The organism is Pseudomonas sp. VD-NE ins (assembly GCF_031882575.1).
In the GTDB taxonomy this organism is placed as follows: Bacteria; Pseudomonadota; Gammaproteobacteria; order Pseudomonadales; family Pseudomonadaceae; genus Aquipseudomonas; species Aquipseudomonas fluorescens_BZ.
Genome location: NZ_CP134772.1, coordinates 4116881 through 4139787 on the forward strand (window position 1 = coordinate 4116881; position 22907 = coordinate 4139787).

Sequence of the window (22907 nt, forward strand, 5' to 3'; positions counted from 1 at the left end):
TCTTTTGATCTTGCTTTTAAAGATCAAGATCAACAGATCGCAGCGTGCCGCAGCTCCTACAGAGATCGTGTTTCGCTGCAAGCGCTGCGATCCTTTGCGGTCTGCAATGCTTTATCATGGCCGCAGTTTTGCTGATCGAGTCCGTCATGAAGTTTGCCATTGCGCTGTTTTCCGCCGCCCATGCGCCCTCCTCGCGCCGCGCCCTGCTGCTTGCGCAAGCCGCGCTGGCCGGTGGGCATGAAATTGTCCGGCTGTTTTTCTATCAGGACGGCGTTTACAACGCTTCGGATGCGCTAGTCACCCCGCAGGACGAACTCGACCTGCCCAAACAATGGCGCACCTTCATCACCGAACAGAAGCTGGACGGCGTGGTGTGCATCGCCGCCGCCCTGCGCCGTGGTGCGCTAAATGCTGAAGAAGCCAAGCGCTACCAGCGTGAAGCGATTTCGGTCAGCGCGCCGTGGGAATTGTCTGGCCTCGGTCAACTGCATGATGCGGTACAAGATGCTGACCGCTTGATCTGCTTCGGAGGTGCATGAGGTGGCCAAGTCCCTGTTGATCATCAGCCGTCAATCGCCATGGTCTGGCCCCGCTGCCCGTGAAGCGCTGGACATCGTGTTGGCCGGTGGCGCCTTCGATCTGCCCATCGGTTTGCTGTTTCTCGATGATGGTGTGCTGCAACTCGCCGCCGGGCAGAACGCCAAGGCCCTGCAACAGAAAGACCTCAGCGCCAACCTGCAGGCACTGCCGATGTTCGGTGTAGAAGAACTGTTTTATTGCGCAGAGAGCGCCGACACTCGCGGTCTCGGCACTCTGTCGCTGGACGACGCGCAGCCGCTCGCCGCCGAGCAAATCACCGCCCTTATTGACCGTTACGACCAGGTGATCACCCTCTGATGTCGACTTTGCATGTGTTGTCTCATTCCCCGTTCGGCGACGATCGCCTGACCAGTTGCCTGCGCCTGATCGGCAGCGCTGATGCTTTGCTGCTCTGCGGCGATGCGGTGTATGCGTTGCAGCCGGGCACCGCGCCATTCACGGCACTGCAAAACCGCCAGATCAAATTGTTGGTTCTGGCCGAAGATGCACAGGCTCGCGCCATCGAAGTCCCGGACTGGGCCGAAGCGATCGATTACCCGACCTTCGTCGAGCTGTCGATCCATCACGATAAGGTCAACAGCTGGCTATGAATTCCATGACCGTCGGCGCCCGCGCCATCGAACTGGACAAGGACGGTTTTCTTGTCGACTTGAGCGACTGGTCGGCTGATGTCGCCAGCGCCCTCGCCGCTGCCGAAGAGATCGAGTTGACCCCGGAGCACTGGGAAGTCCTCGAACTGCTGCGCAGCTTCTACGAAGAATTCCAGCTGTCCCCGGCCACGCGCCCATTGATCAAGTACACCGCGCTGAAACTCGGCCCGGACAAAGGCAACAGCCTGCACCTGAACCGACTGTTCAAAGGCACCCCCGCCAAACTCGCCGCGAAACTGGCGGGCCTGCCCAAACCGACGAATTGCTTATGACCGACTTTCCAGCACTGACCCTCGAAACACCTGCCGAGCACCCGTTCGCCCAGTTCGTGCGCATCCTCGGCAAGGGCAAACGCGGTGCCCGCGACCTGACGCGCGAGGAAGCCCGGGAAGCCATGGGCCTGGTGCTCGACGACAAGGTTGAAGACACCCAGCTCGGCGCGTTCCTGATGTTGTTGCGACACAAGGAAGAAAGCGCAGAGGAAATGGCCGGGTTCACCGAAGCCCTGCGCGAGCGCCTGCAGGCGCCGGCGCTGAACGTCGACCTGGACTGGCCGACTTACGCTGGCAAGAAGCGCCATCTGCCATGGTATCTGCTGGCGGCCAAGTGTCTGGCGCAAAACGGCGTGCGCATCTTCATGCACGGCGGCGGCGCACATACCGCCGGGCGAATGTACAGCGAGCAACTGCTCGGTGAGTTGAACATTCCGTTGTGCCGCACCTGGCAGCAGGTCGGCACGGCGCTGGACAACGGCGGCCTGGCCTTCATGCCGCTGGTGGACTGGGCGCCGCAGTTGCAGAAGATGATCGACCTGCGCAACACCTTGGGCCTACGCTCACCGATTCATTCGCTGGCGCGGATTCTCAATCCGTTGGGCGCGCGCTGTGGCCTGCAAAGTATTTTCCATCCTGGCTATCAAGCAGTGCACCGTGATGCCAGCGGCCTGCTCGGCGACACGGCGATTGTGGTCAAGGGCGATGGCGGCGAAATCGAGATCAACCCGGATGCCGACAGCCACCTCTACGGCACCACCGGCGGCGAGAGCTGGGACGAGGAATGGCCGCAATTGTCGGCGCAACGCCACGTCAAACCGGCGACCCTGGACGTTGAACATCTGAAAGCCGTCTGGCGTGGCGAGGTGGTCGACAGCTACCCGCAAATGGCCCTGATTGCGACCATGGCCCTGGCCTTGCGCGGCCTCGGTCAAAACCGTGAGCAAGCCTTCGCAACCGCCGAGCACTACTGGGCTGCGCGGAACAAATCGATTTAACCGATCATTCGCGCCCGATCTTTGCGCTTTTTGTTCGAACTCATCGGAATAGACTCGACTCCAACGATTATTGGTTTACGGAGTCTTGATCATGGGTTTACTCGTCGATGGCCACTGGCAGGACAAGTGGTACGAAAGCAGCAAGGACGGCGCGTTCCAGCGCGAACAGGCCAAGCGCCGCAACTGGGTCACCGCTGACGGTGAACCCGGCCCCAGCGGTGAAGGCGGTTTTGCCGCAGAAGCCGGGCGCTATCACCTCTACGTTTCCCTCGCCTGCCCATGGGCGCATCGCACGTTGATCCTGCGCAAGCTCAAAGGCCTGGAAAGCCTCATCGACGTTTCGGTGGTCAGTTGGTTGATGCTGGAAAACGGCTGGACCTTCGACACGGCACTCGGCTCGACCGGCGACAAGCTCGATGGCTTTGAATTCATGCATCAGCGCTACACCGCCGACACTGCCGATTACACTGGCCGCGTCACCGTACCGGTGCTGTGGGACAGGAAGCTCAAACGCATCGTCAGCAATGAATCAGCGGAAATCATCCGCATGTTCAACAGCGCCTTTGATGATTTGACCGGCAACGATCTGGATTTCTACCCGGCGCCATTACGCGGCGAGATCGATGCGCTGAACGAGCGGATCTATCCGGCGGTAAACAACGGCGTGTATCGCGCAGGTTTTGCCACGTCGCAACAGGCTTATGAAGAAGCGTTCGATGAGGTGTTTGCCGAACTCGATCACCTTGAGCGCGTTTTGGGCGCCAACCGTTATCTGAGCGGGGAATACCTGACTGAAGCGGACATCCGCCTGTTCACCACGATGATTCGTTTCGACGCGGTGTATCACGGTCACTTCAAGTGCAACCTGCGGCGGATTGCCGATTACCCGAATCTGTCGAACTGGCTGCGTGAGCTGTATCAGCTGCCGGGGATTGCCGAGACGGTGGATTTCCAGCACATCAAGAACCACTACTACGGCAGTCACAAAACCATTAACCCGACAGGGATTGTGCCGAAGGGGCCGGGGCAGGATTTCACCGTGGCGCATGATCGGGCGCGGTTGAGCGGCAAAGGGGTTTGGCGCCGGGGCTGAAATTTGTATTGTTTTTGAGGGCCCCATCGCTGGCAAGCCAGCTCCCACAGGGATTTTGGTGATGCTGAAGACTGCAGCTTCAACACAAAACCTGTGGGAGCTGGCTTGCCAGCGATTGGGTCAACTCGGTGTTCAGACCTGCGCCTGAGCCCCTTCAAACCACGCCAGTTTCTCGCGCAGTTGCACCACTTCGCCGACAATCACCAGTGTCGGCGCATGCACTTCATGCTCCGCCACCAGTCGCGGCAGATCAGCCAGCGTGCCGGTGAAGACGCGCTGATTAACCGTGGTGCCCTGCTGAATCAACGCCGCCGGGGTATCCGCTGAACGACCGTGTTTGATCAGTTGTTCGCAAATGACCGGCAAGCCGACCAGGCCCATGTAGAACACCAGCGTCTGCGCCGGCGCGACAAGGTCGGCCCATGGCAGATCGGTGGAGCCGTCCTTCAAATGCCCGGTGACAAAACGCACCGACTGCGCGTAATCGCGATGGGTCAGCGGAATCCCGGCATACGCCGCGCAACCGCTGGCCGCTGTGATACCCGGCACCACCTGAAACGGAATGCCGTGAGCCGCCAGCTCTTCGATTTCTTCGCCGCCACGGCCGAAGATAAACGGATCGCCGCCCTTCAACCGCACCACGCGCTTGCCGGCCTTGGCCAGGTCGACCAGTTGCTGATTGATCTGGTCCTGCGGCACGGCGTGATCGGCGCGACGCTTGCCGACGTAAACACGCTCGGCATCACGACGGCACAGTTCAAGAATCGCAGGTGCAACCAAACGGTCGTACAGCACCACATCGGCTTGCTGCATCAGACGCAAAGCCTTGAAGGTCAGCAGGTCCGGATCGCCCGGGCCAGCACCGACCAGATACACCTCGCCGGTGGTGACCATGGCCTCGCCATCGATCTTGGCTTGCAGCAGACGCTCGGCCTCGGCGCCCTGCCCGGCCAGTTGGCGGTCGGCAATCGGTCCCTGAAACACGTCTTCCCAGAAGCCACGACGCTGCTGCACATCCGGAAACAGGCTTTTCACCTGATTACGGAAACGCGCGGCGAGTCCGGCCAACTGACCGTAAGTCGAGGGAATCCAGGTTTCGATCTTGGCGCGGATCAAACGCGCCAGCACCGGCGCATCGCCGCCGCTGGACACCGCAATGATCAGCGGTGAGCGATCGACGATCGCCGGGAAGATCACGCTGCACAAGGCCGGCGCGTCGACCACGTTGACCGGCACGCAGCGCTTGTGAGCATCGGTGGAAACTTGTGCGTTGAGCGTCTCATCGTCGGTGGCGGCAATGATCAGCCCGCAACCGTCCAGATCCGCCTCGACATAACCGCGCAACAGGCACTCACCGCCAGAAGCGGCGACCAGCTCACGCAATTGCGTTTCGATTTCAGGTGCGACCACCCGCAGCAGCGCACCGGCATCGGCCAGCAGGCGGGATTTGCGCAAGGCAATTTCCCCCCCACCGACGACCAACACACGACTGCCGCGCAGGTTGTGAAACAGCGGCAGATATTTCATTTAGCCGATGACCTCAAGGCCACCCATGTACGGCTTGAGTACGTCCGGCACACGGATCGAACCGTCGGCCTGCTGGTAGTTTTCCAGCACAGCAACCAGCGTACGGCCGACTGCCAGACCCGAACCGTTCAAGGTGTGCACGAGCTCAGGCTTGCCGGTTTCCGGGTTGCGGAAACGCGCTTGCATACGGCGGGCCTGGAAGTCGCCGCAGTTCGAGCACGACGAGATTTCGCGGTACTTGTCCTGGCTCGGGATCCACACTTCCAGATCGTAAGTCTTGACCGCGCTGAAGCCCATGTCGCCGGTGCACAGCGCCAAGGTGCGATAAGGCAGACCGAGCAGCTGCAAAACTTTTTCGGCGTTGGCGGTCAGGCCTTCCAGTGCTTCCATCGATTGCGATGGCTCAACGATCTGGACCATTTCAACCTTGTCGAACTGGTGCTGACGGATCATGCCGCGAGTGTCACGGCCCGATGCGCCGGCTTCGCTGCGGAAGCACGGGGTGTGCGCGACGAACTTGATCGGCAGCAGTTTCGAGTCGACGATTTCGCCGGCAACGATGTTGGTCAGCGACACTTCAGCGGTCGGAATCAGGTACAGATCGGCTTCGCCTTCACGGGCGATTTTGAACAGGTCCTCTTCGAACTTCGGCAGTTGACCGGTGCCTTGCAGCGCCGGGGCCTGAACCAGATAAGGCGTGTACGCCTCTTCGTAGCCGTGCTCGTTGACGTGCAGGTTGATCATGAACTGCGCCAGTGCGCGGTGCAGACGGGCGATCGGGCCACGCAGCAAGGCGAAACGCGCGCCGGACAGCTTGGCGGCGGTTTCGAAGTCCAGCCAGCCGAACTTCTCGCCCAGGGCAACGTGGTCTTTCACTTCGAAATCGAAAGCGGTCGGTGTGCCCCAGCGGCGCACTTCGACGTTGTCGTCTTCGTCTTTGCCGACCGGCACGGATTCGTGCGGCAGGTTGGGGATACCGAGCAGGATCGAGTCCAGTTCGGTCTGGATCGCGTCCAGTTCGACTTTGCCAGCACTCAGTTCGCCCGCCATGCGCTCGACGTCCGCCATCAACGGCGCGATGTCTTCGCCGCGCTGCTTGGCCTGACCGATGGATTTGGAACGCGCGTTACGCTCAGCCTGCAGTGCTTCGGTGCGGGTCTGGACGGTCTTGCGCTGTTCTTCCAGCGCTTCGATGCGCGCGGTATCCAGGGCAAAGCCACGGGAAGCCAGGCGGTCCGCTACGTCCTGAAGGTTGCTACGTAACAGTTTGGAATCGAGCATGTCGGTTTCTCGTTATCAAAGTTTGGTCAAAGACAGGCCGGCCCACGTCGCGAGCAGCCCGCCGAATACGCTGAGTGCCGCATAGCCCAGGGCCAGCGGCACTTGCCCGCTTTCCAGCAGGCGCACCGTATCCAGTGAAAAGGATGAAAAAGTCGTCAGCCCCCGAGGAAGCCAACCATCAACCCGGCGCGCACCTCGATCGGCACTTCCGGGCGTATCAAAAAAAGGCCGTACAGCACGCCAATCAACAGACAGCCCACGATATTAACGGCCAGCGTCGCGGTATAGAAGTGCCGCGGCCAATTGGCGTTGACCCAATTGCCGGCGGCAAAGCGCAACAAGGTGCCGGCAACCCCACCGGCGGAGACCGCAATGATCAATGGAAGCACTATTTTCTCCGCTGCCGAGGGCTTAAACGATCAAGTTGAGCGAGGTGATTGAGCTTCTCGCCGATCTTCAACTCCAGGCCGCGCGGCACCGGTTGGTAGAACGGAATGGGATCGAGCTCTTCCGGGAAATAGTCTTCGCCAGCGGCGTAAGCATCCGGCTCGTCGTGGGCGTAGCGGTATTCGTCACCGTAGCCCAATTGTTTCATCAGTTTGGTCGGGGCGTTGCGCAGGTGCAGCGGCACTTCCAGCGAGCCGTTTTCGGCAGCGGCGCGCAGGGCGGTTTTGAAGCCCATGTACACCGCATTGCTCTTCGGCGCGCAGGCCAGATAAGTGATGGCCTGGGCCACGGCCAACTCGCCTTCAGGACTGCCGAGGCGCTCCTGCACTTCCCACGCCGCCAGGCACAGGCTGAGGGCGCGCGGGTCGGCGTTGCCGATGTCTTCACTGGCCATGCGCACCACGCGTCGGGCCAGGTACAGCGGATCGCAACCGCCATCGATCATTCGCGCAAACCAGTACAGCGCGCCGTCGGGATTGGAGCCGCGCACCGACTTGTGCAGCGCCGATATCTGGTCATAGAACGCTTCGCCGCCCTTGTCGAAACGCCGACGGGTGTCACCGAGCAGGCTTTGCAGCAGCTCGGTGCCGATTTCGCTGTTGTCTTCGGCCAGATCCGAGGCATTTTCCAGCAGATTGAGCAGACGCCGGCCATCGCCATCGGCGGCCGACAGCAGCATCTGGAAGCCTTCGTTATTCAGCGTCAGGTTGCGCTTGCCCAGACCGCGCTCTTCGGTAAGCGCGCGGTGCACCAGTTTGCGCAGCGCCGCTTCGTCGAGGCTTTTCAGCACGTAGACGCGGGCGCGCGACAACAGAGCGTTGTTGAGTTCGAACGAAGGATTTTCGGTGGTGGCGCCGATGAAGATCAGCGTGCCGTCTTCAACATACGGCAGGAACGCGTCCTGCTGGGATTTGTTGAAACGGTGCACTTCATCAACAAACAGAATCGTGCGCTTGCCGTACTGGCCGGCCTGCTGCTTGGCAATTTCAACGGCCTGACGGATCTCTTTGACCCCGGCGAGTACTGCCGAGACCGTTTCGAAGTGCGCATCGGAGACTTCCGCGAGCAACCGCGCCAGCGTGGTTTTGCCCACGCCCGGCGGGCCCCAGAAGATCATCGAATGCAGGGCACCCTGCTCCAGCGCCTCACGCAGAGGCTTGCCGCGAGCGAGCACGTGCTCCTGACCGACGTACTCGTCCAGATTGGTCGCACGCAAACGCGCGGCCAGTGGTTGGGCAATCGGTGCACTGCGAAACAGATCCATCACGTAGCGTTGAAACCTCTATTTGATCAGGTAGATCATTTGCCCTTGTGGGAGCGAGCCTGCTCGCGAAAGCGGTGTATCAGCCACTATTAATGCTGGATGAAATATCGCTTTCGCGAGCAGGCTCGCTCCCACAGGGTTTACGTGTTTATTCCTGGATCACGTCCGCACCCTTGGGGATGTCGAACTTGAACTTGGACGGCGATACCGGCTCGTTGGCCTTGACCCCGGTAAACAGGATGTTGGTGCGCTGGCCGACGCTGTCGATCAGTTGCATATCGTTAAGCAGGCCGTTGCGGAACGACAGACGCAGGTTATCGAACAAAGTGTCCTTGGTTTTCGGCTTCAGAGTGAAGTCGATCACGCCGCCCGCCTCTTTCGCGGTGATATCAAAACTCTGGCTGATCTTCGACACATCACCGGACAGCAGCAGCGCCGGGGTCTGGGTCAGACGCTCGTCGAGCTTCTTGATGGTCGCCTGTTCCAGATCAGGGTCCCACAGGGTGACTTTCTTGCCGTCGGAAACCATGGTCTGTTCGGCCGGCGCATTGGTGTGCCAGTAGAACAGGCCCGGACGCTGCAGGGTCATGTCGCCGGTGGTTTCCTGCAACTGCGTGCCGCTGCCGTCGAGGGTCAACTGCGAGAAGTTCGCGCTCAGGGTCTTGGATGTTTCCAGCAGTTGGGTCAGACGCGCCACGTCCTTTTGATCGGCGTGGGCCGTGAGAGTGGTCAGCGCCAGTACTGGCAGCAGCATGCGGATAAGACGCATGGGAGTCCTCTTGAATACTCGTTGGGAGAGCGGCGGCACATCATTGTCCCGCCTCTTGCGTTTGCAATCAGTCGCGTACCGGGCCCGGGGCCAGGACTTCACGGGAACCGTTGGTGTTCATGGAGGTGACGACGCCGGCCATTTCCATGGCTTCGATCATCCGTGCAGCGCGGTTGTAGCCGATCTTCAGCTTGCGCTGTACCGCGGAAATCGAGGCGCGACGGCTTTCCAGCACAAACTGTACAGCTTCGTCGTACAGCGCGTCGGCTTCCGGATCATCGCCGTCACCGCCACCGCTGCTGCCTTCAAAACCGCTGCCAGCTTCTTCGACACCGTTGAGGATGTCATCGTTGTATTCCGGTGCGCCGCGCAGTTTCCACGCTTCGACCACACGGTGTACTTCATCGTCGGATACGAACGCACCGTGAACGCGGATCGGCAGGCTGGTGCCCGGTGGCATGTAGAGCATGTCACCGTGGCCAAGCAGTTGTTCGGCGCCACCCTGATCGATGATGGTACGGGAGTCGATCTTGCTCGACACCTGGAACGCCATACGCGTCGGAATGTTGGCCTTGATCAGACCGGTAATCACGTCCACCGATGGCCGCTGGGTCGCGAGGATCAAGTGAATACCCGCCGCACGCGCCTTCTGCGCAATACGGGCGATCAGTTCTTCAACCTTCTTGCCAACGATCATCATCATGTCGGCGAATTCGTCGACCACCACGACGATGGTCGGCAGTTTCTGCAGCAACGGCGCTTCGTCGTGAATGCTTTCACGCTTGTACAGCGGATCGCTCAACGGCTCGCCAGCGTCCTGGGCTTCCTTGACCTTGGCGTTGAAGCCGGACAGGTTGCGCACGCCCATTTTCGCCATCAGCTTGTAGCGGCGCTCCATCTCGGCAACGCTCCAGCGCAAGGCGTTGGCGGCGTCTTTCATGTCGGTCACGACCGGGCACAGCAGGTGCGGAATGCCTTCGTAGATCGACAGTTCCAACATCTTCGGGTCGATCATGATCAGCTTGGCGTCTTCCGGGCCGGATTTGAACAGGATCGACAGGATCATCGCGTTCACACCCACCGACTTACCGGAACCGGTGGTACCGGCCACCAGCAAGTGCGGCATCTTCGCCAGGTCAGTGATCACCGGCTTACCGCCGATGTCGTGACCGAGTGCCAGGGTGACCGGCGATTTGAAGTTGTCGTACTCAGGCGTCGACAGCACTTCGGAGAAGCGCACGATCTGCCGGTCTTCGTTGGGAATCTCGATACCGACGGTGGTCTTGCCCGGAATCACCTCGACCACACGAACGCTGGTCACGGCCAGCGAACGCGCAAGGTCTTTCGCCAGGTTGGCGATGCGGCTGACTTTGACGCCGGCGGCAGGCTGAATTTCGTATCGGGTAATCACCGGGCCAGGATGGATCGAATCCACCGTGACTTCGACGCCGAATTCCTTCAGTTTGATCTCCAGCAAATGGCCGACTGCCGCCAGGGATTCCGGTGAGTAATTGAGTTGTTTCTTTTCCGCCGGATCAAGAATCGAGATCGGCGGCAAGGTACCTTCCACGGCGCTGTCGACGAACAACGGCACCTGTTTCTCTTTCTGCACGCGTTTGCTTGGCTCGGGCGCTTTAGCCGGGGCCGGGGCGATAACCGGCGGCACTTGTTTCTCGCGATCGGACATGTGCTTGCTCAGGGCTTGCTCACGTTCGATCAGGCGTTCTTTGACTTTGGCCTGCTCACGCTTGTCGGTGACCGTCGGCGCGACCACGTCGTGGACGCGATCGTCGACTTCACGCAGTTGCGCAACCAGTTGCTTGCGTTCGGTACGGGCCGACCACCAGCGATTGAGCGCGCCCTGGAACAGTTCGAACAGGTCGAGGGTGATCTTGCCGGTGATGTCCATCACCTTGAACCACGACAGGTCGGTAAACACCGTCAGACCGAACAGGAACAGCGCGATGAACAACAGCGTGCTGCCCTGGATGTTCAGCGCGTTCTTCGCCAGATTGCCGAGGCTTTCGCCCAGCGCGCCACCAGCACCCGCCGGCAGACCCGAAGCCGCGTGAAAGTGCAGATGCGCCAGCGCAGCGCCGGACAGCACCAGAAACACCAGACCGATCAGGCGCCAGGAAAACAGCCAGCCGCTCCACTGCCATGGCTCATGGCGCTGGCGGAAGATCTGGTAGGCCTTGATCGCCAGCAGCAACGGGAAGATGTAGGCGAAGTAACCCAGCACCATGAACAGGATGTCAGCGCTGTAGGAGCCCGCCGGGCCGCCGAAATTCTGTACATCATCGATCTTGCTGTTGTGGCTCCAGCCCGGATCGTCCTTGCCGTAGGTCAGCAAAGCCATCATCAGGAACAGGCACAAGGCGCCGATGGCGATCAATGCACCTTCCTTGAGCCGGTAGTGCAACTGTTGGCGCCAGAGCGGAACGACTGTTTTTGGTGCTTCGGTGGATTTCTTCAAAACGCTTCTTTTCCTGCGCCCGAGGCGCGTCCATCTATTGAATGACGATAAAAAACTGCCCAATCCAGGCAGGTAAAAAAGTTAACGAGCGCAACTGAGACTACTTTTAACACTGTGCTGCCGCTTTTATAAACACAGCGCACCACGAACATTCTGTAACAGCCCGGCATTGTACGGGTTTGTGCGTCCGATGCCATGCTTCAAGCCCCAGGATTGAGCATAGTCAAGCACATAGAAGCCGCGACTCAATTTGAGCATGCATTACCTTTTGTGACAAAGGCTTATGAGGTGTATTTGATGAACGTAGCGAAGCATTCACGCCTGATCATCCTCGGCTCCGGTCCGGCCGGTTACAGCGCTGCCGTGTATGCCGCCCGCGCCAACCTCAAACCCGTGGTGATTACCGGCCTGCAGGCCGGTGGCCAGCTCACCATCACCGTCGAAGTCGACAACTGGCCCGGCGACGTCGAAGGCCTCACCGGCCCGGTGCTGATGGAACGCATGCAGAAACACGCCGAACGCTTTGCCACAGAGATCGTTTACGACCACATCCACACCGCCAAGTTGCAGCAGCGCCCGTTCGAGCTGGTCGGCGACAGTGGCATTTACACCTGCGACGCACTGATCATTGCCACCGGCGCATCGGCGCAATACCTGGGACTGCGCTCGGAAGAAGCCTTCGCCGGCAAAGGTGTTTCCGCCTGCGCGACCTGTGACGGCTTTTTCTATCGCAATCAGGTGGTCGCCGTGGTCGGCGGTGGCAATACGGCCGTCGAGGAAGCGCTGTACCTGTCGAACATCGCCAAGGAAGTGCACCTGATCCATCGCCGCGACAAGCTGCGTTCGGAGAAAATCCTTCAAGACAAACTGTTCGAGAAAGCCGCGAACGGCAACGTGCGCCTGCACTGGAATCAGAATCTCGACGAAGTACTCGGCGATACCAGCGGCGTCACCGGTGCGCGACTGCGCGACAGCCACACCGGCGAAACCCGCGAATTGGCACTGTCCGGCGTATTCATTGCCATTGGTCACAAGCCCAATACTGACCTGTTTCAAGGCCAGTTGACGATGCGCGACGGCTATTTACGGGTCAAGGGCGGCAGCGACGGCGACGCCACTTCTACCGAGATCCCCGGGGTGTTTGCCGCCGGTGATGTAGCCGACCACGTCTATCGACAAGCGGTGACGTCGGCGGGCGCCGGCTGCATGGCTGCGCTCGATGCCGAGAAGTATCTGGACGACATTCCTGTCATTTAACGGCACACTTTATCGCGGGCCGAACAGCCCGCACCGCCCTCCCCTTCTGCAAGCCTGGATGCCATGCTGACTTGGTTACAACGTAATTCCCTGACTTTTCCGCCGCTGGAAAAGGCCATGCGCGACCCTAACGGATTGCTCGCCGCCGGTGGCGATCTGTCGGCCGATCGGCTGATTCAGGCGTATCGCCATGGCTGCTTTCCGTGGTTTTCCGAGGGTCAGCCAATTCTCTGGTGGTCGCCGGATCCGCGCACAGTGCTGTTTCCCGACGAACTGCATGTCTCACGCAGCCTCGGCAAACTGTTGCGCCAGGAACGCTATCAAGTGACCTTCGACCAGGACTTCGACGCCGTGATCCGCGCCTGCGCCGCGCCCCGGGATTACGCCGACGGCACCTGGATCACCGAAGCCATGCAGGACGCCTACATTGAACTGCATCGCCGCGGCTTCGCGCATTCGGTGGAGGTCTGGGATCAAGGCGAGATGGTCGGCGGCCTGTACGGCCTGGCGATGGGCCAACTGTTTTTCGGCGAATCAATGTTCAGTCGCGCCGACAATGCCTCGAAATTCGGCTTTGCCACGCTGGTGCGCCATCTGAAAGACTCGGGATTCGTGCTGATCGATTGCCAGATGCCGACCGATCATCTGCACAGCCTCGGCGCGCGGGCGATTCCTCGTCAGCAATTCGCCGACTATCTGGCCAATCACCTGGATCAACCCAATCGTGCCACTTGGGTTTGCTGAGCGACTTTTGCGCGCGTGGCTTACACTTAATTCACCAGCTTATCCCGAGGGTTGATCATGACCGAGTTGGCGCGTTTGAAGTTCTATGCCACTCAGCCTCACTCTTGCAGTTATCTGCCCGAGGAGCAGGCCACGACCCTGTTTCTCGATCCGAGCCAGCCCATGGATGTGCATGTCTACGCAGACCTGTCGGAAATGGGCTTTCGTCGCAGCGGCGATCATCTGTACCGCCCGCATTGCCAGAACTGCAATGCGTGCGTGCCTGCGCGCATTCCAGTGGCGCAGTTCACACCCAATCGTCAGCAGAAGAGGATTTTCAAGCGCAACACGGATTTGCAGGTGCGCCCGGCCAAACCACAATTCAGCGAAGAATATTTCGATCTGTACCAGCGCTATATCGAACAACGCCACGCCGACGGCGACATGTACCCGCCGAGCCGTGATCAATTCTCGACGTTTCTGGTACGTGATCTGCCGTTCTCGCGCTTTTACGAGTTCCGACTCGACGGACGGTTGCTCGCTGTGGCGGTGACCGATTTGCTGCCGAACGGTTTGTCCGCCGTATACACCTTCTACGAACCCGCCGAAGAGCGCCGCAGCCTTGGCCGATTTGCCATCCTCTGGCAAATCGCCGAGGCACAGCGCCTTGGGCTTGAGGCGGTGTACCTCGGATACTGGATCAAGAACTGCAAAAAGATGAACTACAAGACCCAATATCGCCCTATCGAATTGCTGATTAATCAGCGCTGGGTCATCCTCAACTAAACCCAAGCCGTAAACCCCTTGGCGTAAACCCCATTTTTCGGGCACAATGCACGCCGCTTTTGCCTGGCGCAGTTGCACCGGGCCATTCATTGGATACCGAGGGCTTTACTGCATGTCGAAAGAAGACAGCTTCGAAATGGAAGGCACTGTCGTCGACACCCTGCCCAACACCATGTTTCGTGTGGAGTTGGAAAATGGGCACGTCGTAACCGCGCATATTTCCGGCAAGATGCGCAAGAATTACATTCGTATTCTTACCGGTGACAAAGTGCGCGTCGAGCTGACGCCCTATGACTTGAGCAAAGGGCGCATTACTTACCGCGCTCGTTAATCAAGTCAATACAGAACGCCCGGTTTATGCCGGGCGTTTTTGTTTGTCTGGGATTTGGGTTTTGGTCTTGTGTGTATATCCGTTGCTGCGGGGGTTGCTACTGGCGGTTTCGCTCTTACAGCGAGTCACCTTTTCCAAACGCCGAAAAGGTAACCCAAAAGGCTTTGCCCCGGCGTACGGCACTTCGCTGAGGCTCAGTGTTCCCTCGCTACGGTGTCCATCCGGGGGCATCGCCTACGGCTTGCTTCGCTGCACCTCCTCTCGATGAATGCGGCTGCGCCGCACGGCGCTGCGCGCCTACCCCCGGATGAACACCTACGCTCGGCCTGCCGAAGGGGCAAAAAATCAAAAGCCAAAGCAAGATCAAAAGCCAGATCAAGAGCCCCTCACCCTAACCCTCCCGAAACGTCGGACCGCCCGTAGGGAGAAGGGACTGACCGAGGTGTTTGGCAGAGCTACGCCGACATGAAATACCGAGCCGAACGCAGATTCTGAAACAGATCAAAAAGCCCCTCACCCTAGCCCTCTCCCGGAGGGAGAAGGGACTGACCGAGGTGTTTGGCAGAGCTACGTCGAAGTGAAATACCGAGTCGAACTCAGATTTTGAAAAGCCCAAAAATCGGCTCCCTCTCCCTCGGGAGAGGGCCGGGCGGACGGCGTTCCGATGAGGGGCGAATCCACCACCGAACAAAAGCCGAACACCCGCTCTTCACCACTCAATAGGCCGAGTGTCAGCTCGCCTGCTCTTGATCTTGATCTGTAAGGCGACGTCGGAAGGCTGAGTGGAGGGATTGATCCGGGCGTGGGAGCGCAGCGACCGTTTGGCGAAGCCAAACACAGCGAGAGGAGGTGCAGCGAAGCAAACCGTAGGCGCTGCGCCCGGATCGATCCCGCAGCGAAGGAACCCCGAGCCTCAGCGAGCGGGCCGCACGCAGGAGCAAGCCTTTTGGGTTACCTTTTCGGCGTTTGGAAAAGGTGACCCGCCGTAAGGGCGGAACCCTAAGCCGCCGTTACCGCAGCAACGGATATACACCCAAAACCCAAAAACCCCAGACAACAAAAAAGGCGCCCGAAGGCGCCCTCTTGATCCAAGGCCGTCAGGCCATTTCTGCAGTGGTCTCGAAGTCAAACGTCAACTCACCATCCTTGATGTCGATGTGCACCACACCGCCATGCTCGGCCAGCTCGCCAAACAGAATCTCCTCCGCCAACGGACGCTTGATCTTGTCCTGGATCAGACGTGCCATCGGACGTGCACCCATCGCCGAGTCATAACCACCCGCCGCCAGCCAACTCCGCGCGGCATCAGTGACCTCAAGCAGCACACGCTTGTCTTCCAGCTGCGCCTGAAGCTCGGTAAGGAACTTGTCCACCACACTTTTGATGACCTCATGACTGAGGCGACCAAACTGGATAATGGTGTCCAGACGGTTACGGAACTCCGGCGTGAAGCTTTTCTTGATCACTTCCATCGCATCAGACGAGTGGTCCTGATGGGTGAAACCGATCGAAGCACGCGCCGCCGTTTCGGCACCGGCGTTGGTAGTCATGATCACGATCACGTTGCGGAAGTCCGCCTTGCGCCCGTTGTTGTCGGTCAGCGTACCGTGGTCCATTACCTGCAGCAGCAGGTTGAAGACTTCCGGATGCGCCTTCTCGATTTCGTCGAGGAGCAATACGCAGTGCGGCTGCTTGGTGATCGCTTCGGTCAACAGACCGCCCTGATCGAAACCAACATACCCAGGAGGCGCACCGATCAGACGCGATACGGTGTGACGCTCCATGTACTCGGACATGTCGAAGCGAACCAGCTCGATCCCCAACGCCTTGGCCAATTGCCGCGCAGCCTCGGTTTTACCGACACCGGTCGGACCTGCGAACAGGAACGAACCGACTGGCTTGTCAGGCGACTTCAGGCCGGCACGCGATAGCTTGATCGCAGTCGACAGCGAATCGATCGCCGCGTCCTGACCAAACACCGTCAGCTTCAGGTCACGCTCCAGGTTACGCAGCAGCTCCTTGTCGGAACTGGTGACGTGCTTAGGCGGAATCCGCGCGATTTTCGCCACGATGTCTTCTACCTGCGGCACTTCAATGCGCTTCACGCGTTTTTCGACCGGTTGCAGACGCTGGTAGGCACCCGCCTCGTCGATCACGTCGATGGCCTTGTCCGGCATGTGCCGGTCATTGATGTAACGCGACGCCAGTTCAGCAGCGGCGCGCAACGACTCATCGCTGTATTCGATGTTGTGGTGCTGCTCGAAACGCCCTTTCAGGCCGCGCAGGATACCGATGGTGTCTTCCACCGACGGCTCGACGACATCAACCTTCTGGAAGCGTCGCGCCAAGGCACGATCCTTCTCGAAGATGCCGCGGAATTCCTGGAAAGTGGTCGAGCCGATGCAGCGAATGTCGCCAGACGACAGCAGCGGCTTGAGCAGGTTCGAGGCGTCCATCACGCCACCGGACGCAGCGCCGGCACCGATGATGGTGTGGATTTCGTCGATGAACAGGATCGCCTGCGGACGTTTTTTCAATTCATTGAGCAGCGCCTTGAAGCGCTTCTCGAAATCACCGCGATACTTGGTGCCCGCGAGCAGAGCGCCAAGATCGAGCGAATAAACAACACTGTTGGCCAGCAGATCCGGCACCTGGTTGTCGACAATGCGCTTGGCCAGACCTTCGGCAATCGCGGTTTTACCCACGCCTGCTTCACCGACCAGCAGCGGATTGTTCTTGCGTCGGCGCGCGAGAATCTGCGCGACACGCTCGACTTCCGATTCGCGGCCAACCAGCGGATCGATGCGACCCTGGCGCGCGAGTTCGTTGAGGTTGCTGGCATAAGCATCCAGAGGATTGCCTGAAGAAGAAGACTCACCGCCCTCGTCGTCCTGCATATCTTGTTCACCTTCAGAGTGATCGCCATGCCCCGGCACTTTGGAAATGCCGTGAGCGATGTAGTTGACGACATCGATGCGCGCAACGCTCTGCTGTTTCAGCAGGAACACTGCCTGACTCTCTTGCTCACTGAAGATGGCAACCAGCACATTGGCGCCGGTTACTTCGCGTTTGCCCGAGCTCTGTACGTGGAAAACAGCACGTTGCAGTACACGCTGGAAGCCCAGGGTTGGCTGGGTTTCACGATCTTCGTCATGAACGGGGATCAATGGCGTGGTGGAGTCGATGAACTCCTGCAGGTCATGCTTGAGTTTGTCGAGGTTTGCGCCGCAGGCACGCAAAACGGTGGCGGCAGCCTCATTGTCCAATAGGGCCAGCAAAAGGTGTTCGACGGTCATGAATTCATGACGTTTCGAACGAGCCTCCTTGAAGGCTAGATTGAGGGTGACTTCGAGCTCGCGGTTTAACATAGCTTCACCTCATACCCAAGTGGTCGGCGATTAACCGTCCTTCTCGATTTCACAGAGTAGCGGATGCTGGCTTTCCCTGGCGTACTGGTTGACCTGCATGGCCTTTGTCTCGGCGATGTCGCGGGTAAACACTCCACATACTGCCCGTCCTTCTGTGTGGACGGCCAGCATGACCTTGGTCGCCAGCTCGCGATTCAGGTTAAAAAACACCTCGAGCACTTCGACGACGAAATCCATCGGTGTGTAGTCATCGTTGAACAAAACCACCTTGTACATCGGCGGCGCCTGTAACGCAGGCTTTGCTTCCTGAACAGCAACGCCTGCCGAATCGTCGTCGTGCTCCTGTGGAAGATCCTTTTGGAGAAGCGGGCGATCCTGATTGAATGTTAGTCGAATCTGGCTGATTGCATGCATGGAAAGAAAGGTTCGTCAGTTGTGCAAATACAGTGGTGGGGGCGGTTGTCCACGTTTTCAACTCCGACTGCCCGGTCACCTTGACTATCGGGAAAACGGTGTTACAACCAATAGAGCCCACAGTGGGTAAAAAAGATCCGCGGAGTCAATTCTTTTAACGAATAAGATTGCGGATGAATTGGATGATACTCCAGCGATGGAGTCTGTTGCAGAGGGATTTGAGCATGGCTGTCGGCAAGGTGAAATGGTTCAACAATGCCAAGGGGTACGGTTTTATCATCGAGGATGGTAAGGATGAGGACTTGTTTGCCCACTACTCGGCCATAGAAATGGACGGCTATAAAACCCTGAAGGCAGGGCAAGCCGTCAAATTCGAGATTATCCAGGGGCCAAAAGGTCTGCATGCCGTCAAAATTGGCAATGCTGTGACTGCAGAAATTGTTACAACTGCGGTCATCACGCAAACTGTCACGGCCTGACCGACACCATAAATTCAGCCATAAAAAAACCGCCTGACTCAATGAAGAGTCAGGCGGTTTTTGTGTGCCCGCGTTTTTACATATGCGAAATCAGCGCATCGCCGAAGCCCGAAGACGAAACCAGCTTGGCCCCGTCCATCAAACGTTCGAAGTCATAAGTCACGGTCTTCGCACCAATGGCGCCGTTGGTGCCCTTGATGATCAGATCCGCCGCTTCAGTCCAGCCCATGTGGCGCAGCATCATCTCGGCCGAGAGAATCAAGGACCCCGGGTTGACCTGATCCTTGCCGGCGTACTTCGGTGCGGTACCGTGGGTGGCTTCGAACATCGCCACGGTGTCGGACAGGTTGGCGCCCGGTGCGATGCCGATACCGCCCACTTCCGCCGCCAGGGCGTCGGAAAGGTAGTCGCCGTTCAGGTTAAGGGTTGCGATCACATCGTATTCGGCCGGGCGCAGCAGAATCTGCTGGAGCATGGCGTCGGCGATGGCATCTTTGACCACAACGTTCTTGCCGGTTTTCGGATTCTTGAACTGCATCCACGGACCACCGTCGAGCAGGGTCGCGCCGAATTCTTCGGCGGCCACTTCGTAGGCCCACTCTTTGAAGGCACCTTCGGTGAACTTCATGATGTTGCCTTTATGCACGATGGTCAGCGAATCGCGGTCGTTATCGACCACATATTGCAGAGCCTTGCGCGCCAGGCGCTTGGTGCCTTCCAGCGAAACCGGCTTGACGCCGATGCCGCAGTTTTCGTCGAAACGGATCTTGGTGACGCCCATTTCTTCTTTAAGGAATTTGATGACTTTGGTGGCTTCCGGCGAACCGGCCTTCCACTCGATGCCGGCATAAATGTCTTCGGAGTTCTCGCGGAAGATGGTCATGTCGACGTCGCCGGGCTTTTTCACCGGGCTTGGCACGCCTTCGAACCAGCGCACCGGGCGCAGGCAGACGTACAGGTCGAGTTGCTGACGCAGAGCCACGTTCAGCGAACGGATGCCGCCACCGACTGGAGTGGTCAGCGGACCTTTGATGGAAACCACGTAATCCTTGACTGCGTCCAGGGTTTCCTGAGGCAGCCAGGTGTCCTGATCGTAAACCTGAGTGGCTTTTTCCCCGGCGTAGACTTCCATCCAGGAAATCTTGCGTTTACCGCCGTATGCCTTTTGAACTGCAGCATCGACAACCTTGATCATCACCGGACTGATGTCGACACCAATGCCGTCACCTTCGATGAAGGGGATGATCGGGTTATCAGGAACATTGAGAGAATGGTCTGCATTGACGGTGATTTTGTCGCCGACGGCTGGAACCTGAATCTTCTTGTAACCCATGCTGAACTCCATTGTTTGGATTGAACATCTGGCTTGGTTCGAGCGTAACCCAGTTAAATCAACACGCAAACCCTCTGTTCGTGGCGCGGCTACATCTCGTTTCGTACAAGCCTGAAAGCAAAGGGAAAAGCGCCAAACTCAAGCATTCCCGACGACTCTACGCCCCACCCCGCCCTGCGACCTTTAGACCAATGGACGAGAATCGTTGCATATGAACCATCGGCAGATTGCCAGCTACCTATGTATAATGCCCGCCGCTGACCACAGGGTCACGACGGCTGGCCTCTCTAGCACGAGACTTTCCGCCTGATTGGTCGGGTTGTTACCGCAGTCCGACTGCTTGACGCTCTACTGATGCACCCAACATCACCGCGAAGAATCTCGACATTCGGTTCATGGATGACTTTGAACGAACGCGCTTACCCGGCGCCCCTCGAGTTTCTGCGCACGCTTTAGCAAAGAAGAGAGAGTTAATCCGAATATGCCCACCCGCTCGAAGATCATCTATACCTTCACCGACGAAGCTCCAGCCCTCGCCACCTATTCCCTGCTGCCGATCATCGAGGCTTACACCGCCTCGGCCGATATCGCCGTGGAAACCCGCGATATCTCTCTTGCAGCGCGCATTCTGGCCAGCTTCCCCGAGCAACTGGGCGACAAAGCCGTAGCCGACCACCTCGCCGAACTGGGCGACCTGGCCGTTACGCCTGAAGCCAACATCATCAAGCTGCCGAACATCAGCGCTTCGGTGCCACAGCTGCAAGCCGCGATCAAAGAGCTGCAAGCTCAGGGTTACAACCTGCCGGACTACCCGGAAACCGTAACCAGCGACGCCGACAAAGACGCCAAGGCGCGTTACGACAAGGTCAAGGGCAGCGCCGTGAACCCGGTTCTGCGCGAAGGCAACTCTGACCGTCGCGCACCGCTGTCGGTGAAGAACTACGCTCGCAAGCACCCGCACAAAATGGGCGCCTGGGCCAAAGACTCCAAGTCCCACGTCGCTCACATGAGCACCGGCGATTTCTACGGCAGCGAAAAAGCTGCCCTGATCGACGCCGCTGACGCCGTGAAGATCGAGCTGATTGCCAAGGACGGTACCGCTACCGTTCTGAAAGAAAAAACCACCGTTCAGGCTGGCGAGATCCTCGACTGCGCCGTGATGAGCAAAAACGCCCTGCGCGCGTTCATCGCTGCTGAAATCGAAAGCGCCAAAGCTCAAGGCGTGCTGCTCTCGGTGCACCTGAAAGCGACCATGATGAAGGTCTCCGACCCGATCATGTTCGGCCAGATCGTTGCCGAGTTCTATAAAGACGCGCTGACCAAGCACGCTGACGTGCTGGCCGAGATCGGCTTCAACCTGAACAACGGCATCGGCGATCTGTACGCGCGCATCAAGGCCCTGCCGGCTGAGCAGCAAGCTCAGATCGAAGCTGATATGGCCGCGGTCTACGCTGCTCGTCCGTCGCTGGCGATGGTCAACTCCGACAAAGGCATCACCAACCTGCACGTGCCGAGCGACGTTATCGTCGACGCCTCGATGCCAGCGATGATCCGTGACTCCGGCAAGATGTGGGGCACTGACGGTCAGCTGCACGACACCAAGGCCGTGATTCCGGATCGTTGCTACGCAACCATCTACCAGGCTGTGATTGAAGATTGCAAAGCCAATGGCGCTTTCGACCCGACGACCATGGGCAGCGTGCCAAACGTTGGCCTGATGGCGAAGAAAGCCGAAGAGTACGGCTCGCACGACAAGACTTTCCAGATCAAGGCTGACGGCGTTGTTCGCGTCACCGACAGCAAGGGCAACCTGCTGATGGAACAGGCTGTTGAAGCCGGCGACATCTTCCGCATGTGCCAGACCAAAGACGCGCCGATCCAGGATTGGGTCAAACTGGCCGTCAACCGTGCTCGCGCAAGCGCAACTCCAGCGATCTTCTGGCTCGACCCAATGCGCGCTCACGACGGCGTAGTGATCGAGAAAGTTCAGGCTTACCTGAAGGATCACGACACTGCCGGTCTGGACATCCAGATCATGGCGCCGGTCGACGCGATGAAGTTCACCCTGCAGCGCACCCGCGAAGGCAAGGACACCATTTCGGTGACCGGCAACGTACTGCGCGACTACCTGACCGACCTGTTCCCGATCATGGAACTGGGCACCAGCGCCAAGATGCTGTCGATCGTACCGCTGATGAACGGCGGCGGCCTGTTCGAAACCGGCGCCGGCGGTTCGGCACCGAAGCACGTGCAGCAACTGGTTGAAGAGAACTTCCTGCGCTGGGATTCGCTGGGCGAGTTCCTCGCACTGGCAGCGTCCCTTGAGCATCTGGGTGTGAACTACAACAACCCGAAAGCACTGGTGCTGTCGAAAACCCTGGATCAGGCCACCGGCCAGTTCCTCGACAACAACAAGTCGCCATCGCGCAAAGTCGGCAACATCGACAACCGCGGCAGCCACTTCTACCTGGCGATGTACTGGGCTCAGGCCCTGGCTGCCCAGACTGAAGACGCAGCACTGCAAGCGCAGTTCGCGACCCTGGCAAAAACCCTGACCGAGAACGAAGCAACCATCGTTGCCGAGCTCAACGCCGTTCAGGGCAAGCCAGTCGACATCGGCGGTTACTACCACGCCAATGCCGAGCTGATCAGCAAGGCCATGCGCCCAAGCGCAACCCTCAACGCGGCGATTGCTGCGCTGGTTTAAGGTTGTAGCGCTGTAAACGAACCCCGGCCCTGTGCCGGGGTTTGTGTTTCCGGGTTTTATGATCACCACAAAACCCTGTGGGAGCTGGCTTGCCAGCGATAGCGGTGGATCAGTCACCTTCAATGCTGAATG

General features: G+C 58.9%; 20 protein-coding genes and 1 pseudogene. 12 read left to right on the forward strand and 9 right to left on the reverse strand.

Annotated features, from left to right (window positions below; all coding sequences use genetic code 11):
• Positions 1–146: 146 nt before the first annotated feature.
• The 6 genes from tusD (at position 147) to RMV17_RS18335 (ending at position 3613) form a co-directional block, all read left to right on the forward strand.
• Positions 147–539 (forward strand): sulfurtransferase complex subunit TusD, encoded by a 393-nt coding sequence (gene tusD / locus RMV17_RS18310; RefSeq protein WP_311881601.1) that lies wholly within the window; start codon positions 147–149, stop codon positions 537–539.
• 1 nt (position 540) lies between these two features.
• Positions 541–897 (forward strand): sulfurtransferase complex subunit TusC, encoded by a 357-nt coding sequence (tusC, locus tag RMV17_RS18315; protein WP_311881603.1) that lies wholly within the window; start codon positions 541–543, stop codon positions 895–897.
• Positions 897–1190 carry a sulfurtransferase complex subunit TusB gene (gene tusB / locus RMV17_RS18320; RefSeq protein WP_311881604.1) on the forward strand — a complete coding sequence of 98 codons (294 nt, stop codon included), beginning with the start codon at positions 897–899 and terminating at the stop codon, positions 1188–1190. Before tusC ends, tusB begins: the two co-directional genes overlap by 1 nt.
• Complete coding sequence (locus tag RMV17_RS18325) at positions 1187–1522, forward strand: TusE/DsrC/DsvC family sulfur relay protein (protein ID WP_102899345.1); 336 nt, start codon at positions 1187–1189, stop codon at positions 1520–1522. Before tusB ends, RMV17_RS18325 begins: the two co-directional genes overlap by 4 nt.
• Positions 1519–2520, forward strand: coding sequence for a glycosyl transferase family protein (locus tag RMV17_RS18330; protein WP_311881605.1), 1002 nt, complete (start codon positions 1519–1521; stop codon positions 2518–2520). Before RMV17_RS18325 ends, RMV17_RS18330 begins: the two co-directional genes overlap by 4 nt.
• Before the next feature lie 91 nt (positions 2521–2611).
• Positions 2612–3613, forward strand: coding sequence for a glutathione S-transferase family protein (locus RMV17_RS18335; RefSeq protein ID WP_311881607.1), 1002 nt, complete (start codon positions 2612–2614; stop codon positions 3611–3613).
• A gap of 132 nt (positions 3614–3745) precedes the next feature.
• Here RMV17_RS18335 and cysG read toward each other — a convergent pair whose 3' ends face one another.
• From cysG to RMV17_RS18365, 6 genes and pseudogenes are all read right to left on the reverse strand, one after another.
• Positions 3746–5140 (reverse strand): siroheme synthase CysG, encoded by a 1395-nt coding sequence (gene cysG / locus RMV17_RS18340; RefSeq protein WP_311881608.1) that lies wholly within the window; start codon positions 5138–5140, stop codon positions 3746–3748.
• Positions 5141–6421, reverse strand: coding sequence for a serine--tRNA ligase (gene serS, locus RMV17_RS18345; protein WP_038369693.1), 1281 nt, complete (start codon positions 6419–6421; stop codon positions 5141–5143). It lies immediately after the preceding gene.
• Positions 6422–6436: 15 nt separating this feature from the next.
• Positions 6437–6810: pseudogene (crcB, locus tag RMV17_RS18350) on the reverse strand (fluoride efflux transporter CrcB).
• A complete protein-coding gene (locus RMV17_RS18355) occupies positions 6810–8132 on the reverse strand; it encodes a replication-associated recombination protein A (protein ID WP_311881613.1) in 1323 nt (440 codons plus the stop codon). The pseudogene crcB and the gene RMV17_RS18355 overlap by 1 nt, the downstream one beginning before the upstream one ends.
• Before the next feature lie 148 nt (positions 8133–8280).
• Positions 8281–8901, reverse strand: coding sequence for an outer membrane lipoprotein chaperone LolA (lolA, locus tag RMV17_RS18360; protein ID WP_034155143.1), 621 nt, complete (start codon positions 8899–8901; stop codon positions 8281–8283).
• Positions 8902–8968: 67 nt separating this feature from the next.
• Positions 8969–11377 carry a DNA translocase FtsK gene (locus RMV17_RS18365; RefSeq protein ID WP_034155142.1) on the reverse strand — a complete coding sequence of 803 codons (2409 nt, stop codon included), beginning with the start codon at positions 11375–11377 and terminating at the stop codon, positions 8969–8971.
• 297 nt (positions 11378–11674) lie between these two features.
• Between RMV17_RS18365 and trxB the strand changes: the two genes are divergently transcribed.
• From trxB to infA, 4 genes are all read left to right on the forward strand, one after another.
• A complete protein-coding gene (trxB, locus tag RMV17_RS18370) occupies positions 11675–12634 on the forward strand; it encodes a thioredoxin-disulfide reductase (RefSeq protein ID WP_311881614.1) in 960 nt (319 codons plus the stop codon).
• 63 nt (positions 12635–12697) lie between these two features.
• Complete coding sequence (gene aat, locus RMV17_RS18375; RefSeq protein WP_108225658.1) at positions 12698–13378, forward strand: leucyl/phenylalanyl-tRNA--protein transferase; 681 nt, start codon at positions 12698–12700, stop codon at positions 13376–13378.
• A gap of 57 nt (positions 13379–13435) precedes the next feature.
• Positions 13436–14143 carry an arginyltransferase gene (locus tag RMV17_RS18380; RefSeq protein ID WP_007908064.1) on the forward strand — a complete coding sequence of 236 codons (708 nt, stop codon included), beginning with the start codon at positions 13436–13438 and terminating at the stop codon, positions 14141–14143.
• Positions 14144–14255: 112 nt separating this feature from the next.
• Entirely contained in the window at positions 14256–14474 is a 219-nt protein-coding gene (gene infA, locus RMV17_RS18385) for a translation initiation factor IF-1 (protein ID WP_002553999.1), read from the forward strand.
• A 1097-nt stretch (positions 14475–15571) separates the two neighbouring features.
• On the opposite strand, the gene clpA is transcribed toward infA, so the two are convergent.
• Both clpA and clpS read right to left on the reverse strand, forming a co-directional pair.
• The gene (gene clpA / locus RMV17_RS18390; protein ID WP_016987404.1) at positions 15572–17842 is read right to left on the reverse strand and encodes an ATP-dependent Clp protease ATP-binding subunit ClpA; all 2271 of its coding nucleotides are present in this window, start codon (positions 17840–17842) and stop codon (positions 15572–15574) included.
• 30 nt (positions 17843–17872) lie between these two features.
• Entirely contained in the window at positions 17873–18256 is a 384-nt protein-coding gene (gene clpS, locus RMV17_RS18395; protein ID WP_011334948.1) for an ATP-dependent Clp protease adapter ClpS, read from the reverse strand.
• A 224-nt stretch (positions 18257–18480) separates the two neighbouring features.
• On the opposite strand from clpS, the gene cspD reads away from it, so the two are divergent.
• Positions 18481–18735: a cold shock domain-containing protein CspD gene (gene cspD / locus RMV17_RS18400; RefSeq protein ID WP_311881615.1), complete on the forward strand. Its 255-nt coding sequence runs from the start codon at positions 18481–18483 to the stop codon at positions 18733–18735.
• Positions 18736–18811: 76 nt separating this feature from the next.
• Here the strand turns inward: cspD and icd are convergent, their stop codons facing one another.
• Positions 18812–20068, reverse strand: a complete 1257-nt coding sequence (gene icd, locus RMV17_RS18405) for an NADP-dependent isocitrate dehydrogenase (protein ID WP_034155137.1) — start codon at positions 20066–20068, stop codon at positions 18812–18814.
• A gap of 481 nt (positions 20069–20549) precedes the next feature.
• Between icd and RMV17_RS18410 the strand changes: the two genes are divergently transcribed.
• A complete protein-coding gene (locus RMV17_RS18410) occupies positions 20550–22775 on the forward strand; it encodes an NADP-dependent isocitrate dehydrogenase (RefSeq protein WP_034155136.1) in 2226 nt (741 codons plus the stop codon).
• The last annotated feature ends 132 nt before the right edge of the window (positions 22776–22907 follow it).

Excerpts from the sequence above, each read along its gene's own strand:
- aat (WP_108225658.1), top strand. The coding sequence starts at position 12,698 with ATGCTGACTTGGTTACAACGTAATTCCCTGACTTTTCCGCCGCTGGAA.
- clpA (WP_016987404.1), bottom strand. The coding sequence starts at position 17,842 with ATGTTAAACCGCGAGCTCGAAGTCACCCTCAATCTAGCCTTCAAGGAG.
- RMV17_RS18335 (WP_311881607.1), top strand. The coding sequence starts at position 2,612 with ATGGGTTTACTCGTCGATGGCCACTGGCAGGACAAGTGGTACGAAAGC.
- trxB (WP_311881614.1), top strand. The coding sequence starts at position 11,675 with ATGAACGTAGCGAAGCATTCACGCCTGATCATCCTCGGCTCCGGTCCG.
- RMV17_RS18325 (WP_102899345.1), top strand. The coding sequence starts at position 1,187 with ATGAATTCCATGACCGTCGGCGCCCGCGCCATCGAACTGGACAAGGAC.
- tusB (WP_311881604.1), top strand. The coding sequence starts at position 897 with ATGTCGACTTTGCATGTGTTGTCTCATTCCCCGTTCGGCGACGATCGC.
- RMV17_RS18355 (WP_311881613.1), bottom strand. The coding sequence starts at position 8,132 with ATGGATCTGTTTCGCAGTGCACCGATTGCCCAACCACTGGCCGCGCGT.
- RMV17_RS18380 (WP_007908064.1), top strand. The coding sequence starts at position 13,436 with ATGACCGAGTTGGCGCGTTTGAAGTTCTATGCCACTCAGCCTCACTCT.
- RMV17_RS18410 (WP_034155136.1), top strand. The coding sequence starts at position 20,550 with ATGCCCACCCGCTCGAAGATCATCTATACCTTCACCGACGAAGCTCCA.
- cspD (WP_311881615.1), top strand. The coding sequence starts at position 18,481 with ATGGCTGTCGGCAAGGTGAAATGGTTCAACAATGCCAAGGGGTACGGT.
- serS (WP_038369693.1), bottom strand. The coding sequence starts at position 6,421 with ATGCTCGATTCCAAACTGTTACGTAGCAACCTTCAGGACGTAGCGGAC.
- tusD (WP_311881601.1), top strand. The coding sequence starts at position 147 with ATGAAGTTTGCCATTGCGCTGTTTTCCGCCGCCCATGCGCCCTCCTCG.
- cysG (WP_311881608.1), bottom strand. The coding sequence starts at position 5,140 with ATGAAATATCTGCCGCTGTTTCACAACCTGCGCGGCAGTCGTGTGTTG.
- icd (WP_034155137.1), bottom strand. The coding sequence starts at position 20,068 with ATGGGTTACAAGAAGATTCAGGTTCCAGCCGTCGGCGACAAAATCACC.
- infA (WP_002553999.1), top strand. The coding sequence starts at position 14,256 with ATGTCGAAAGAAGACAGCTTCGAAATGGAAGGCACTGTCGTCGACACC.
- lolA (WP_034155143.1), bottom strand. The coding sequence starts at position 8,901 with ATGCGTCTTATCCGCATGCTGCTGCCAGTACTGGCGCTGACCACTCTC.
- RMV17_RS18330 (WP_311881605.1), top strand. The coding sequence starts at position 1,519 with ATGACCGACTTTCCAGCACTGACCCTCGAAACACCTGCCGAGCACCCG.
- clpS (WP_011334948.1), bottom strand. The coding sequence starts at position 18,256 with ATGCATGCAATCAGCCAGATTCGACTAACATTCAATCAGGATCGCCCG.